Below are 14,096 nucleotides of genomic sequence, written 5' to 3'. Positions count from 1 at the left end.
GCTTCCCATGTCCCGATGGCTCTGCTGGCTCGTCCTCTGCCTCCTCGGCCCCCTCGCCCGGGGCGCTGATGACATGACCGGCATGCGCACCGTCTGTTTTGGGCGCTTTCTCATCGACGTGCCCCAGGAGGCCGTGGTGAGCGGCCAAAGCTACGAGTACATGTTCGGAGAGATCCGAAGCGAGCGGCTGGGCGGTGGTCCCGCCCTGTTCGAGCAGCGCATGGCCGAGCGGGAGGCCAAGCTTCGGGCGGGCAAGCACGAAGAGAAATTTAGCCTAGTCGAGTCCCGCCGTCCCTTTCCCCATGCGCGGGTGTTCACCTTAAGCAAACGGCTGATAGATAACGACACAACCCATGGCTTCGAGGCCTACCGACTGGACAAGGGCATGTTGTATTCCATGTCGGAGACGGCATTTGACGAATCCAAAATGACCTCGGTCATAACCCGCCTGGAAACCAAACTCCTCCCCAACCTGCGCTACCGCCTGCCGGAGGAAATCCCCACCGCGCCGGGCTTCTGCCTCGAGGAGGGCTTCATCGCCGATGCCGGCGATGAGTTCCACTACGAGCGGGCAAGCATCAACTTCCGTTTCCCCCAGTGGCCGGACGTCAGCATCCGGGTCTTCTACCGCACCAACGGGGACAAATTGGAGGAATCCCTGCTCTCCCGTACCAAGAAACCATTTCCCGCCGAACTGCTGGCTTTGGCCAGCCGGATCAGGACCCTGCGCGCCGGCAGGCACGACGTCGGCCCCCTGCGCGGCGAGGAACTGCTCCAGGCCTATCCCACCGAGGGCGGTTTCTACACTCACCATCTGGTGTGGGACACCCAGGGTGAGCGCCGGTCGTTGACCAACCCGGCCTTCTACCTGCAGCTGGAGACGGGTTATGTCATCGGCGAGCCCGACCCTGAGCGTCCCCCCTCCCTCACTGACGAGCAGGCCATCCGCCTGTTCGACGCCATCGTCAATTCCATCCGCCTGCGGCCCACGGGGCCCGGCAAGGGCGCGGCCGCCACCCCGCCGCCGCGCCTGCCCCTGGGCACCCGGGTCACCAGCCGCGCCCTCTGCCCCGAAAGCGGCCTGTGGCAGTGTCTGAACGAAGACGTCAGCCTCACCCCCCGCCGCCGCTTCATCCCCCGCGGCGCCCCCATGCCCTATGGCCTGGCCAGCCGCCCCGCGCCGGGGCTCAGGGGGCTATTGGGCGGCACGGAAGACACCCCCGTCGAGGTCACCTGGCAGCTGGTGGACTACGGCGACACGGACAGCGGCGCCCGACAGCCGCAGCGAAAGTTCCTCACTTTTGCCGTCCCCGCCGGCTGCTTCCCCAGTCAGACTAGGCAAAGCCCAGCCCTTCCCGGCGCGGCTATTGTCTATTCCTTTGGCATGCGCTAACCTCACGCGTTACAAAAAATTCAGGCGGTCGCAGCAGCCGGCCCGCTCGTTCACCACCATGTTCGACTTCAGCGGTCTGATCAGCGCCATCCTGCGCAAGCGTTCCGACGACCCGGTGGGCAATCTGAAGTCCGCCACGGTATGGGTGCAGGAATTGCCCCTGGCCGACGTGCACCAGGCCCAGATGGAGATCGTCAAGGCCCTCACCTCCCTCAACGAGAACCGGAAGATGTCGCTCAAGGAGCGCATCCGGGTGGTCATGTATCTGGACGAGAAGGCACGGGGCCTGCAGGCCCAGCTTTGCCGCGACTATCTGGCGGTGATCGATCTGCCCCACGCGCCGGAAAAGGGCTACCTCGCCACCATTCTCGGCTTCTGGGAGGAAATGGCGAGCGCCTACCAGATCTGCATCCGCAGCTTCGCCCAGGAGCCGGTCAGCAAGTTCTGGCCACAGATCCACGTGATCACCCTGCGTGGGCTGTACTACTACGGCATGCAGGCAAAGTGGGCGCATCTGCGCTACCTGCCGGTGGAGGCCACGGTGTGGCGCAATCTCAACCGGCTCTACCTGTTCGCGGAGCGCGAGGGTTTCGAGAAGAATCTCTACAGACCCTTCCCCGACACGGATCTGGAAACCAGCTGCGTTGCCCAGTACATGCACGCGCAGTTGCTGCAGCTGGTCAGCCCCGACAGCCTGCTGCCCGCCCAGATCGACCTGGTGGATCGCTGGCTGGACCAGTGGGCCAAGAGTGTCGCCCTGGAACAGGAGTTCCGTCCCCACCGCCAGCTGTATGCGGTCAACCTGGGCGACACCAAACCGGCGCGTGCCTTGCGGCGCAACATGCTGGGGGAGAAATACCGCTACTTTGGCGTCGGCCTGCTGCTGGTGCAAATCGAAAAGGCACTGGAACAGCTCAGGGCAGGCGAGGTGCCCGCACGCATTGGGCTCACCGAAGACTGCCGGCTGCCCCAGTGCCTGGACCTGATCGAGCTGGTCAAGAACCGCTGGTCACGCAAGAACGTGGAGCGCAAGCACGAGCGCAAACCCCAGGTGAAGGTGGTGCAGGTCGTGCAGGGCTTCCACGACATCGTGGCCCAGCTCAGGCCGGGAACCAAAAAACGCCGGCGCCGCCCCACGGGGCCGCTGATCGACTATCAGGTCACGGGTTACACCGTGGGGGGTACCCCCATCGACGCCACCACCCAGAGCGAGCCCCATCTGTTTCAGCCGCAGCTCGAAAAGTGGGTGATGGAAAACGAGAGTCTGTCGGGCTGCGGCGCCACCACAGATGTCAACGCCCAGCCCCTGAAGATCGGCACCCTGGTGGGACTCAAGCCGGACAGCGCGCGCCATTTCCTGATCGGCGTGGTGCGGCGCATCAACAAGAATCCTGCGGCCAAGACCTACGTAGGCATCGAAACCCTCAGCCAGACCCCCATTCCGGTGGACCTCCTCACCCTGCCCAATGGGGAGCATGCGCCCCAGCGCACCGATGGCATCTACCTCATGGAATTGCCGGAGGCCCAGCAACCGCGCAGTCTGCTGCTCGCCCGCCAGGAATACGAGCCCGGTCGGCTGCTGCGTCTGGAGGCCCAAGGCAAGGCCTATACCATCCGCCTGCAAAAGGCGCTGGCCGTCGGCGACGACTATGCACGGGTGACCTTCGAGGTGCTCGCGCGCCATCACGCCTGAGGGCGGGCCACCCAGGACAAGCGCCGGTTCCGCCGTCACCCCCTCCGCCATGGCAGACACACCGCCGCCCGTCGAGGTCACTACCGGCCCGCACCCCGGCGCCAGCGTGATTTGGCTGCACGGTCTGGGCGCAGACGGTTACGACTTCGTGCCCATCGTCAGGGAGCTGGACCTGCACGGGCTGCCCGACCTGCGTTTCGTGTTCCCCCACGCACCCATGATGCCGGTGACCTGGAACAACGGTTACGTGATGCCCGCGTGGTACGACATCATCGCCATTGGGCCCGGCGCACCGGAGGACGAGGCGGGCCTGCGCGCCTCCGCACGCCGGGTGGAAGCGTTGATCGCAAGGGAGGTGGGGCGCGGCATCGCGCCGCGGCAGGTGGTCCTGGCGGGATTTTCCCAGGGCGGCGCAGTGGCCCTGTTCACGGCTTTGCGCCATCCGGCGCGCCTGGCCGGAGTGCTGGCGCTCTCCACCTATCTGCCCCTGGCCGCCTCCCTGCCCGATGAGGCGGCGCCTGCCAACCGGGATCTGCCCATCTTCATGGCCCACGGCAGCCAGGATGGCATCGTCCCCCTCACCCTGGCCGAGGCCAGCCGCCGGCGGCTCGAGGCCCTGGGCCATCCCGTGGCCTGGCACACCTATCCCATGGCGCATACGGTGTGCGCACAAGAAATCGCCGACATCGGCGACTGGCTGCGGCAGGTGCTCGCCTGACTCAGCCGCGCACGGCCGCACCCGCCGCGGGCACCTTGGTGACGAGGCGAAAGCTCACGCGCAGCCAGTCATCGCCGCGCTCCAACGCCTGGTTGAGGACGATGTGGTAGGTGGTGCCGCGCAGACTGAACCACAAATGGCGGCCACTGGCGAATTCCGCGCTGGGCAGGATCAGGCTGTCGGGCTGGCCGGCCTCCCGCTCACCTTTGGTGTAGAGGGCGGGAATGGGTAACACCACGTCCACCGCATCCACACCATCGATGGTGTAGCCGGACCCCTGCTCGTGCGTGGCCCGCAACAGGAGCGCCACCGGCCGCTGGGAGATGATCTGCAGCCCCACTGCGTACTGGTCGGGACTCACGTGCACCATGCGCCGGATCACCGCCACCACCCAGTGACCCTGCCGTTCCGGCTTCACGCCCACCAGCTTGCCCAGGCGAATCCAGTCGTCCCGTTCCACGTTGATCAGGGCGCCGAAACCGCCCTCGCTTTCGTTTTCCACGATCCAGCGCTCATGCTCCTGCAGGGGCGGCCGCTGGCCCTCCCGCGCCTGCGCGAGTTTCATCCGCGTGCGCTGGGTGACGAAACCGTAGAGATGCATGTCCAGCATCTCCTCGTAAGTGAGGCCATCGCCCGCGGCGCCCAGTTGCACCTGGTCGTTGTCCAGCTTGACGTTGGCGCAGATCATGTCGAGCCCACGCACCACCTCGATCTGCTGCATGACCCGTTTGCGCTCGTGGGCGCGCTGGGCCCGCTTCACGGTGGGGGACCAGAGGGCTGCCACCTTGTCCAGAAGCTCCAGACAGGCGGGTAGCTTGCAGTCCTCGGTAAGCCCGAGCCGCACCGGCGCCTCACCTGCCATGAGCCTGGCGCGAATCCCGTCGATATGGGCCTTCAGGGCAAAGGTATCCCAGTACCGCTTGGTTTCCGAGGGTTCCAGGCGACGCACCCGGCGCGCGCCGCGCGCCTCCGCCAGATCCACATAGAACGTGTGCCGCGCGGGTTTGAACGCCTTCTCCAGCACCAGCTCACGGGTGAAGTCCGCAAGCCACTGGTCCACCAGGTCGATCTGGCGCGGCAAGAGGGTGCCGTTGTTGATCACGTCCAGCATCAGGATGCGCAGATAGCGCCCGACGATGCTGGTGCCGCGCTCGTCATGGGTCTCGTAGAGTTTCAGCGGCTCGCGCTCGATCTCTTCGTATTCCGCCAGGTGGTAAAGCTTGTTGAGGCGTTTCCACAGCTTGGGATTGATCCGCTCGTAGCGGAAGTAGCACCACTTGGCATCCAGCCCGATGTAATGAACGGTGCGCGCGAGAATGAGCGGAAGGGAAGCCTTCACCCTGCTGCCGCTGGGATTGCCCACATAGTCCATCACCAGCGCGTGGTAGGCATGCAGGATCTCCTGGTAGTAGGCGAACACCGCATTCCACAGCCGGCTCTCCACGGCGCGCGACATGCGTGGATTGAGCAGGTACTGTCCGTGCAGCCCCCGCAGGATCTCCTGGGCGCCCTCGTCGAGAGTGAGCAGCGCCGCGATGCGCTCCCTGCCTGCCGGCAGCTGTTGCCGGTTGTATTCACGCAGGGTCTGCACCAGCCGCTCATTGGCGGCATAAAGATCGCCCAGGGGCAGCTCCTGCATCCAGCGTGTGGCGGACTGGACGTCGGTCAGCGGGTCCGTCGGTTTGCGCTTGAAGGAGAAAAACTCGAACACGGAACGCTCCGGGGAGGCATCGCCCGCATGGAAGCAGGAAACATGCCACCATCCAGCATGGGCGGGCAGACCCAAAAACTCGCTGTCTATCAGAAACTTGCTGCAGGGAAGTAGGGGGCCGACGGCGTCCGCGCGCCGCCCCTGTCGGAAACCCGACAGGTCCTACTCGGGCCAGTGGCGGATGTAGCGCTTGAGCAGACGGTTTTCCAGCCTGGCCTCGGACAGGCAAGCCCGCGCCACGTCGTGAAAGGAAATGATGCCCAGCAGCCGCTCCCCCTCCATCACCGGCAGATGGGTGATGCGGTTTTCCGTCATGACGCCGCGCACGTAATCCACGGTGTCGTCCGGATTGCCGATGATGGGCTCGGTCACCATCACCTCGCTCACCTTGAGACGCCCCAGGTCACAACCGCGCTCGTGCATGCCGCGCAGGAGGTCGCGACCGGTGAGCAGCCCCACCATGGTGCCGCCCTCCATCACGACGACGGAACTGATGTCCTTCTCCACCATGCGTGCCACGGCTTCCTGCACGGTGCAGTCCGGGGGCACGGAGACGATTTCATTGCCCTTGAGGGAGAGGATTTCACTGATCAGCACGGCGGGACTCGCTCGGGAATGACGTCGCAACGCCGCAGTGTAGGCAAAGGGGGAATGCCCTGTCAAAGCCAGGGCGGGAGGATTGGTGCCGGTGAAGAGATTCGAACTCCCGACCCGCGCATTACGAATGCGCTGCTCTACCAGCTGAGCTACACCGGCGGAAAGGGCGGATTATAGGGCTTGGCGCGGGGCTTAGGCAAACCCGCTCAGGCGGCGGGGCGGATACGCACGATGACGTCCACCCCCTCGGCGGCGAGGCCCGGCGGCAGGGGCGGCAGGCCCTCGATGCGCACCTCGGCGCCGTCGATGTCCGTGAGCTCGCCGGTGGCGACGTTGTAGAAGTGATGGTGGGGCTCGGTATTGGGGTCGTAGAAGACCTTGTTCGGATCCACGATCACTTCGCGGATCAGCTTGTGCTGCTTGAACAGGTTCAGGGTGTTGTACACCGTGGCCTTGGACGTCTCGCTGTGGCGGTCGTTGACGATGGCCATGATCTGGTCGGCGGACAGGTGCGCCTGACGCCCGAACAGGGCATAGGCAATCTCGATCCGCTGATGGGTCGGATTGATGCCGTGGGCCCGCAACAAACCCGCGATCTCGTCGCGGGAATAGTAATGCTTTTTCATACGCTTATGATAGCCGAGGATTTGGACCGTGTCTAATTCATCGGCTTGAAACGGGAAGACTGTAGGCCCCTCCCCGCGGCCAGGCATAGGGCGCCGGGTCCAGCAGGGGGGGACGCCCCAGCAGCAGGTCGGCCAGCAGCCGGGCCGAGGCGGGCGCCATGGTCACGCCATAGCGGAAATGGCCCGTGTGCACCCACAGGTTGGGCACGGTGGGATGGCGGTCGATGAGGGGCACGTTGTCCGGGCTGCCCGGCCGCAGCCCCGCCCACTGGGCGATGGGCGCCTGGCCACGCAGGTCCGGCACCAGGGTTTGGGCCAGCGTCACCAGCGCGTTGCGGGCGGTTTCGGTGACGGACTTGTCGAAGCCGGTCTCCTCCAGGGTGCTGCCCACCAGCACGTGGCCATCCCGCCGGGGAATCACATAACGGCCCTCCCTGAGCAGCATCCGGTTGAGCCTGCCGGGCGCCAGGCGAAACAGCACCATCTGCCCGCGCACGGGATACACGGGCGCAGGCACCCCCAACGGCTCGAGCAGGCGGCCAGTCCAGGCCCCGGTACTCAGAATGTAGGCACCCGCCTGCCAGCAGCGCCCCCCTTCGCCCGCCACCGCCTCCACCCGATTTCCCGCGACCTGCAGGCGCACCTCGCCCACCCGTTCGACGATGTCCACGCCCTGGGCCACCAGGCTCCCGCGCAGGGCCGCCAGCAACCGGGGATTGCGCACCTGCGCCACGCCCGGCAGCCACAGGGCGGAACCGGCCGCCTCCACGGCGGGTTCCACCAGCCGGGGGTTCACCTCCGCCAGCGCCTCGCCTTCCCGCGCCGCCCAGGCCAAGGCCGCGTCGCGGTCATAGGGGGGTAGGATCAGCAGGCCGCTCTCCAGATACTCGGGGTCCACGCCGGACGCCGCCGCCAGCCGCGCCACCCAGGCCGGAAACAGGCGGCGCCCCGCCTGGGCGAGCCGTGCCACCTCCGGCCGGTAATCCCAGGGCAGCAGGGGAAACAGCAGCCCCGCCCCCGCCCAGGACGACTCGCCGCCCACGGCGCCCCGTTCGAGCACGGTCACCCGCGCCCCGGCCGTAGCCAGCTCCAGGGCCGTGGCACAGCCGATGGCGCCGGCGCCGATGATGAGAAAGTCGGAACTCAAAGAACTTGCCCCCAGGTCGTTGCGTCATTCTAACAACGCCCCAGCCCCCGTCCGACAACCCGGACCCATCCTGCGCCGCAAGCCAACCATTTATTCCGCTGTCCTGACCGTCCATCGGCTTGCTCTTGAACACAGCACGGTCCCGGGGCTAACCTCCGCCCAGGCTTGTGAAGCGGCGCCGACATTGTGCAGCACGATATGAACAGCTCGCGGGGACGATTCGTGAAGATCAGCGGCTTCACTTTGGTTGAGGTGATGATAACGGTTGCAGTTCTGGCAATCCTGTTGGGTGTTGCGATTCCATCCTTTCGAACGATGGTGATGAACAACCGCTTGCAGGCCACGCGCACGGACCTCACAGGAGCCTTTACTCTCGCCAAGAGCGAAGCACTCAAAAGAGGAACCCCTGTCTATGTGACCGCCTTGGGCACTGCATCGGGCAACGAATTCGCCGGGGGGTGGCGGGTTTGGGCAGACACCAATCGCAACGCCACGCTGGACGCTGGCGAGCCCACGATCCGCCAGCACGAGGCGTACGCGCCCTCCATCGTGATCGCGACGCTGGACAGCGGGACCGGTGGAACGTTCACCTCTGTCGGCTTCTCCGAACGTGGCTACCTCATTGGCGCGTGGAAGAGTTTGACCGTTTGCGACGGGCGCCCGGGTGTCACCGGTGGACGGATCGTTTTGACCCCCGCGGGGACAGTCGATCTGCAGGAGAACTTCACATGCTGAGGGGGCCGGCGCAAGGTTTCACCCTTTTGGAAGCGCTGATCACGGTGTTGATCATTGCCTTCGGGCTGCTCGGTCTGGCGGGCGCCCTTACCTTGTCCATGCAAAACAATGCATCCGGCGTTCTGCGGACCAAAGCGATTGCCTTGGCCTATGACATAGGAGATCGCGCGCGTGCCAACATTGGCGGTTTCAGCACAGGCGCCTACGCGAACCTTACCGGCACGCCCAGCGATCCCGGGTGCATTGCCAGCGGATGCACGCCGACCCAGGTGGCCCAATACGATTACTGGGCGTGGCGTCAAGATCTCTCTGCCGCGTTACCCAATGGCACCGGTGTGGTCTGTCTCGATTCGACACCGGAGGACGGCACGCCTGCTGCGCCTGCCTGCGATGGAACCGGCGACAGCCTGGCGGTCAAGGTCTGGTGGACGGATGACAAATCCGGCCAACTCAAGTTCTTCAGTGCACTGGTGCGGCCATGACACGCTATCGCGGCTTTGGACTGGTGGAATTGATGATCGGGGTCGCCATCGGCCTTTTTCTGACGGCGGTCATCGCCACGGTCTACGTCAACAGCAAGGGGGTCTGGCGCAGCAACGCGGCGCTTGCCAGATTACAGGAGCAGGCACGTTTTGCGCTTGATGAAATGGCGAGGGACATCCGCCACGCCGGATACCGTGGCTGCGGCACCGATACCACGCCGGTGAATACACTGAACAGCAGTGCGTTCCTTTACGATTACGGCAAGGCAATCTTGGGGAACGATGCCTCCGGGGCAAGCTGGAGTCCGGCGCTCGACTCGGCCATATCAGGGCTGTCCCCCGCACCACTGCCCGGGCGGGACGTGGTCACCGTTTGGGCTGCATTCGATGCCGCTGCCCAGGTCACCGAGCCATACATGCCCAACACTTCGGCTGACATCCACGTGGCCCCTGGAAACAGGCTGCAGCAATTCGACGTGGTGGTGGTGCAGGACTGTTCCGCGAGCGCCATCATGCAAATTACCAATGCCAACCCCTCGACCAGTGGCAGCGTGGTTCACAACATGGGACTGGGCGTGCCCGGCAACTCCACGAAGAACCTGCAGCACGTGTTCGGACCTGATGCCACCATCTTGCGCCTTAGCAGCATTACTTACTACGTTGCGCCCAGTCAACTTCACCCAGGAATCAACGCGTTGTGGCGCTACTCCGTGCCCTCTCTTACCGGTGCGCCGCAACCGGAAGAAGTGGCCACCGGAGTGGACAATCTCCAAGTCCAATACGGGGAAGACACGGATGGGGACAAGGTGATAAATGTGTGGCGTACAGCCGGAATGGTGGCGGACTGGAACAACGTGCTGGCAGCGCGCGTCAACCTGCTGCTGGTCAGTGCGGAAAACAACGTAACGACGAGTCCACAGCCCTACACGTTTGACGGTACCACGATCACACCCGCCGATCGGCGCTTCCGCAGCGCGTTCTCGGTGGTGGTGAACCTGAGGAATCGAACGCCATGAAGGACCGAGAACACGGTTTTTCCCTGGTCATGGGTCTGCTGTTCGTCGTGGTCATCGGCGTGCTGGCCATGGCTGCACTAAGCTCTACCACTGTGCAGGAAAAGATCGTTGGCAACAGTCGCGACCGCAACCTTGCATTCCAGGCAGCCGAAGCCGCGTTGAGGGATGCCGAACGGGACATCGATGCCAACATCACCACAGCCACCGTTTTCTCCCCCACCTGTGCCAACGGACTCTGCACCTATGCGACGAGCGGCATACCCCAGCACCTGGCCATTGACTGGACAGACAGCAGCGTCACCCGCACATATGGCGCTTTCACCGGTGCGCCACCGCTGGCGGGCGTGACACAGCAACCCCGGTACATCATCGAACGCTTGCCGCCACTGGCTGCGGCGGTGGGTGAGTCGGCCGCGTTGGGAATCAGGCCCGCGGCGAACCGGAGCGGCTACCGCATTACGGCGTTGGGGTTCGGCGCCCGGAACGAGACACGGGTCATGCTTCAATCCACCTATGTTCGCCAACAATAGGAGACGGCCATGAGGACATCGCTTTCCAACGGTTTGGTCTTCACCGTATTGCTTGGGTTTGCCGGCACTGCCACCGGCGCGCCGATTCCCCTGGCCCAGTACCCGCTCTTTCTGAGCAGCAGCGTCACGCCCAATGTCCTGGTGATCTATGACAACAGCCAGTCCATGGATGCCCTCATGTCCGGAAAGATCATCAATGGCAATGATCCCAACACGCGCGGCAACATCGCCCGCCAGGCTCTGCGGCAGGTGATCAACAACTACCGCACGGCCTTCCGGTGGGGGCTCATGACGTTCGAACTGGCCGGCTCTCCGCGCAAATGGTTTACCTACCCCTACTATCTCGGCAACCCCGGCACCATGGAATTCACCGACGACTGCACGGGCATCGGACCGGACGGAATCGGCACCTCGGCAAGTCATGGCGGTCTGCGTTGTCTGGCCAATCCCCAGCCGTTCCCGGGCGGCAATTATGTGACCTTCGCTCGCGCCAGCGACGACGTGGACATCCTGGACGTGCTCTACACGTCTACCAATTTCGGTTCCTCCCTGTGGCTGATCCCCAATTCCGCTGCGCCAACGGAAAGGTCCTACAGGGCCTACAGCACCCACAACCCGGGGGGCGGCTGGGCAGCAGCGAACTTCAGCTCATCAGTGGGCACCCTTGCTTTCTGCCCGACCGATGCCGGCTTCACCACCACGCCCTATGGCGCACCCGATGCCTGCGGCTTTACCGCCGCGCCCTTTCAACGGCAGCTCAACCTTCTGCGCGGCTGGGGATACATCAGCCCCTCCGGCGTCACTGGTCGAGGCACCCTCCTTGAAGCGGTACAGAACGATTCCACAGCTCATTTCAACACGCTGATGACATTGCTCGGGCCGGAGACGGAAAGCCCCGCCACCACCCCCGGGACGCCCACCAGTGCCGAGATCAAGAACGCGGCGACCTTTACCCCCCTGGAGGGCAGCCTGATTTCGGCAAAGAATTACTTTTCCGGCGGGAGCACTCCCATCCAGGCAAGCTGTCAGAAAAACTTCGTCGTGCTGGCCACCGACGGCATGCCCACCGCCAAAACCAACGGCGACATGTGGCCCCTTTCGGACCAGGGCGGCAGCTACAATCCCGCTACGGGCACCTGGAGCTGGAGACCCGCCGTCCAGGGGGTGCTCGACGCGATCACCAGCCTCAGAAGCGTCAGCGTCGGCGGCACGCCCTTCGACATCAACACCTATGTGGTCGCCCTCGGAGATTCGGTCGCCAACGCCACCGCAGTGGCGGCCATGAACGCCATGGCCCAGGCCGGAGGCACGAGCAATGCCTTTTTCGCCAGCGACCCGACCGCCCTCAACAATGCTTTCTCCACCATTGCCCAGGACATCACCTCGCGGACAGGAGCGGCCAGCGCGGTAACCCTCAACACGGGCACGTGGAACGCGGGCGCCTTTGTCTATCAGGCCCGTTTCAATTCCGGAGACTGGAGCGGGCAACTGCTGGCCTATTCGGTCGGCGCCGGCGGCGCGCTCGCCACCACCCCCACCTGGGATGCAGGTCAGGTCGTCAACACCCAGAACTGGGACACGGGTCGCCAAATCCTTACCTACAAACCCTCGGCTGCTTTCGGAAGCCGTGGCATCCCTTTCCGCTGGCCTGCAAATCCGGCCAGCCCCGGCCCTACCGAGCTTGATAGCGCGCAGACCACGTGGTTGAACAAGAATATGGCTGGTACCGTGGATGGCTACGGACAGCTGCGTCTGAAATACATTCGTGGCGACGACTCGCAGGAGTGCCTGACCTGCAGCCCCCGCTTCCGCCCGCGCCCGACCAGCAAGCTGGGGGATATCGCCACCTCATCGCCGGTGTACGTGGGGCCGCCGCCGTTCGCTTATCCCCCGACACTCGAGTCGGTCGATTACGCGACCTTCTACAGTGCACGCGCCAGCAGGACGCCGGTGCTGTATGTGGGGGCCAATGATGGCATGCTCCATGCGTTCGACGCCAACAGCGGCCGTGAACTGTTCGCATACATTCCCACCGCGGTTTACAAGAATTTTGGAGCCTTCACCGATCCGGCATATTCACACCGCTATTTTGTGGACGGCACGCCCACGGTGGGGGACGTGTTTTACGGCGGTGCCTGGCACACCGTGCTCGTGGGCAGCCTGCGTGGAGGAGGACAGGGCATCTTCGCCCTCGACATCACCGACCCCGGCACCTTCAGTGAGGCCAATGCCAGCAACATCGTGCGCTGGGAATTCACCGACGCGAATGATTCCGACCTGGGTTACACCTACGGCCAGGCCATCATCGTGAAAGTGCGCACCGGAGCCAGCACCAGCGCGTGGGCGGCCATTTTCGGCAATGGCTACAACAACACGGAGGCCGACGGCGCAGCCAGCACCACGGGGCATGCCGTGCTCTATGTGGTCAACATCGAAAACGGACAGCTGATCGCAAAGATCACCACCAAAACCGGTTCGACGACGACACCCAACGGCCTGGCCACTCCGGCTGCGATCGACGTCGATGGTGACTACATCGTGGACTACGTTTACGCGGGTGACTTGCAAGGGAACTTGTGGAAATTCGACCTCACCGCGAACAACCCCTCCACCTGGAAGTCCGCTTTCATGAGCGGTTCGACGCCGCAACCTCTCTTTAGCACAGGGGCGGCCAACAGACCCATCATGGTCCGCCCCGATGTCGCGAAACATCCCCAGGGTGGCTATCTCGTCACGTTCGGGACGGGCTCGTACATTGCCACGGGGGACAACACCACCACGTACGTACAGGCCATTTACGGTATCTGGGACAAGAACACGGGAAGCTCGAGCGACAAAGTCAGCCCTTCGGACCTGGTACAGCAATCCATCATCGGCACTTACACGGGACCGGATGGGAACACCTACCGGCGGACAACTCATGCAGTGGGTGTACCCACTGACGCAACCTTTACCGGCGACAACACGATCTCCACCAGCGCCTATTACGCAGGCAAGAAGGGTTGGTTCATGGAACTGCCCCAATACGGCCCAGGGGCGATTGCCGAAAGGGTGGTGTCTGACCCGGTGATACGGGCGGGTCGAAGCATTTTTGCCACCGTGATTCCAAGCACCGTATTGTGCTCCTATGGCGGAGATGGCTGGATCCAGGAATTCGATATCTATACCGGCAACCGCATCACCAGCGGCGTGTTCGACGTGAACCGAGACGGACTCATTACGAGTGCCGACATGATCGCAGGTGGACATGTGTCCGGCAGAAAGATTGCAGGCATCCCGATGATGCCGGGCTTTCTGCGCGACAGGTTACAGCCGGGAATCAACCCGACCGAGAACAAATATGTCAACACCTCCGCCGGCAATGTCGAATCCGTCAAGGAGACAGGGGGCAACGTAAGACAGGGGCGCACCTCCTGGGTTGAAATCTTCAAGGATTGATCGGAGCACG

12 protein-coding genes and 1 tRNA gene are annotated in these 14,096 nt (G+C 64.0%); 8 read left to right on the top strand and 5 right to left on the bottom strand.

Going from position 1 to position 14,096, the window contains the following annotated elements:
* Window positions 1-7 precede the first annotated feature (7 nt).
* Genes ACZ42P_RS12210 through ACZ42P_RS12200 form a run of 3 tightly spaced genes read left to right on the top strand, consistent with a single transcriptional unit; the run spans window position 8 to window position 3,804 of the window.
* Window positions 8-1,393 carry a T6SS immunity protein Tli4 family protein gene (locus ACZ42P_RS12210; protein ID WP_464897810.1) on the top strand — a complete coding sequence of 462 codons (1,386 nt, stop codon included), beginning with the start codon at window positions 8-10 and terminating at the stop codon, window positions 1,391-1,393.
* A gap of 58 nt (window positions 1,394-1,451) precedes the next feature.
* Window positions 1,452-3,086, top strand: coding sequence for a hypothetical protein (locus ACZ42P_RS12205; RefSeq protein WP_464897809.1), 1,635 nt, complete (start codon window positions 1,452-1,454; stop codon window positions 3,084-3,086).
* Window positions 3,087-3,135: 49 nt separating this feature from the next.
* The gene (locus tag ACZ42P_RS12200; protein WP_464897808.1) at window positions 3,136-3,804 is read left to right on the top strand and encodes an alpha/beta hydrolase; all 669 of its coding nucleotides are present in this window, start codon (window positions 3,136-3,138) and stop codon (window positions 3,802-3,804) included.
* A 1-nt stretch (window position 3,805) separates the two neighbouring features.
* Here the strand turns inward: ACZ42P_RS12200 and ACZ42P_RS12195 are convergent, their stop codons facing one another.
* From ACZ42P_RS12195 to thiO, 5 genes are all read right to left on the bottom strand, one after another.
* Entirely contained in the window at window positions 3,806-5,515 is a 1,710-nt protein-coding gene (locus ACZ42P_RS12195; protein WP_464897807.1) for a hypothetical protein, read from the bottom strand.
* 162 nt (window positions 5,516-5,677) lie between these two features.
* Window positions 5,678-6,112, bottom strand: coding sequence for a CBS domain-containing protein (locus ACZ42P_RS12190; RefSeq protein WP_464897806.1), 435 nt, complete (start codon window positions 6,110-6,112; stop codon window positions 5,678-5,680).
* 83 nt (window positions 6,113-6,195) lie between these two features.
* Window positions 6,196-6,271 (bottom strand) — tRNA-Thr (locus ACZ42P_RS12185).
* A gap of 47 nt (window positions 6,272-6,318) precedes the next feature.
* Window positions 6,319-6,738 (bottom strand): Fur family transcriptional regulator, encoded by a 420-nt coding sequence (locus ACZ42P_RS12180; RefSeq protein WP_464897805.1) that lies wholly within the window; start codon window positions 6,736-6,738, stop codon window positions 6,319-6,321.
* Window positions 6,739-6,775: 37 nt separating this feature from the next.
* Window positions 6,776-7,885 carry a glycine oxidase ThiO gene (gene thiO, locus ACZ42P_RS12175; RefSeq protein WP_464897804.1) on the bottom strand — a complete coding sequence of 370 codons (1,110 nt, stop codon included), beginning with the start codon at window positions 7,883-7,885 and terminating at the stop codon, window positions 6,776-6,778.
* Between the two features lie 222 nt (window positions 7,886-8,107).
* On the opposite strand from thiO, the gene ACZ42P_RS12170 reads away from it, so the two are divergent.
* From ACZ42P_RS12170 to ACZ42P_RS12150, 5 genes are read left to right on the top strand one after another with little or no spacing between them, the layout of a single operon-like run.
* Window positions 8,108-8,620 (top strand): GspH/FimT family pseudopilin, encoded by a 513-nt coding sequence (locus tag ACZ42P_RS12170; RefSeq protein ID WP_464897803.1) that lies wholly within the window; start codon window positions 8,108-8,110, stop codon window positions 8,618-8,620.
* Window positions 8,614-9,102 (top strand): type IV pilus modification protein PilV, encoded by a 489-nt coding sequence (pilV, locus tag ACZ42P_RS12165; RefSeq protein ID WP_464897802.1) that lies wholly within the window; start codon window positions 8,614-8,616, stop codon window positions 9,100-9,102. Before ACZ42P_RS12170 ends, pilV begins: the two co-directional genes overlap by 7 nt.
* Window positions 9,099-10,118, top strand: coding sequence for a PilW family protein (locus ACZ42P_RS12160; protein ID WP_464897801.1), 1,020 nt, complete (start codon window positions 9,099-9,101; stop codon window positions 10,116-10,118). The genes pilV and ACZ42P_RS12160 overlap by 4 nt, the downstream gene beginning before the upstream one ends.
* Window positions 10,115-10,648: a pilus assembly PilX family protein gene (locus ACZ42P_RS12155; RefSeq protein ID WP_464897800.1), complete on the top strand. Its 534-nt coding sequence runs from the start codon at window positions 10,115-10,117 to the stop codon at window positions 10,646-10,648. The genes ACZ42P_RS12160 and ACZ42P_RS12155 overlap by 4 nt, the downstream gene beginning before the upstream one ends.
* Window positions 10,649-10,657: 9 nt before the next feature.
* Window positions 10,658-14,086 carry a pilus assembly protein gene (locus ACZ42P_RS12150; RefSeq protein ID WP_464897799.1) on the top strand — a complete coding sequence of 1,143 codons (3,429 nt, stop codon included), beginning with the start codon at window positions 10,658-10,660 and terminating at the stop codon, window positions 14,084-14,086.
* The last annotated feature ends 10 nt before the right edge of the window (window positions 14,087-14,096 follow it).

The organism is Thiobacter subterraneus, assembly GCF_055379455.1.
Note: the sequence above shows the minus strand (reverse complement) of the source record. Positions and strands in the feature narration are given on the sequence as shown.

Bases quoted from the DNA above. Each gene is read 5' to 3' on its own strand.
- ACZ42P_RS12200 (WP_464897808.1), top strand. From the start codon at position 3,136: ATGGCAGACACACCGCCGCCCGTCGAGGTCACTACCGGCCCGCACCCC.
- pilV (WP_464897802.1), top strand. From the start codon at position 8,614: ATGCTGAGGGGGCCGGCGCAAGGTTTCACCCTTTTGGAAGCGCTGATC.
- ACZ42P_RS12150 (WP_464897799.1), top strand. From the start codon at position 10,658: ATGAGGACATCGCTTTCCAACGGTTTGGTCTTCACCGTATTGCTTGGG.
- ACZ42P_RS12160 (WP_464897801.1), top strand. From the start codon at position 9,099: ATGACACGCTATCGCGGCTTTGGACTGGTGGAATTGATGATCGGGGTC.
- ACZ42P_RS12155 (WP_464897800.1), top strand. From the start codon at position 10,115: ATGAAGGACCGAGAACACGGTTTTTCCCTGGTCATGGGTCTGCTGTTC.
- ACZ42P_RS12210 (WP_464897810.1), top strand. From the start codon at position 8: ATGTCCCGATGGCTCTGCTGGCTCGTCCTCTGCCTCCTCGGCCCCCTC.
- ACZ42P_RS12180 (WP_464897805.1), bottom strand. From the start codon at position 6,738: ATGAAAAAGCATTACTATTCCCGCGACGAGATCGCGGGTTTGTTGCGG.
- ACZ42P_RS12205 (WP_464897809.1), top strand. From the start codon at position 1,452: ATGTTCGACTTCAGCGGTCTGATCAGCGCCATCCTGCGCAAGCGTTCC.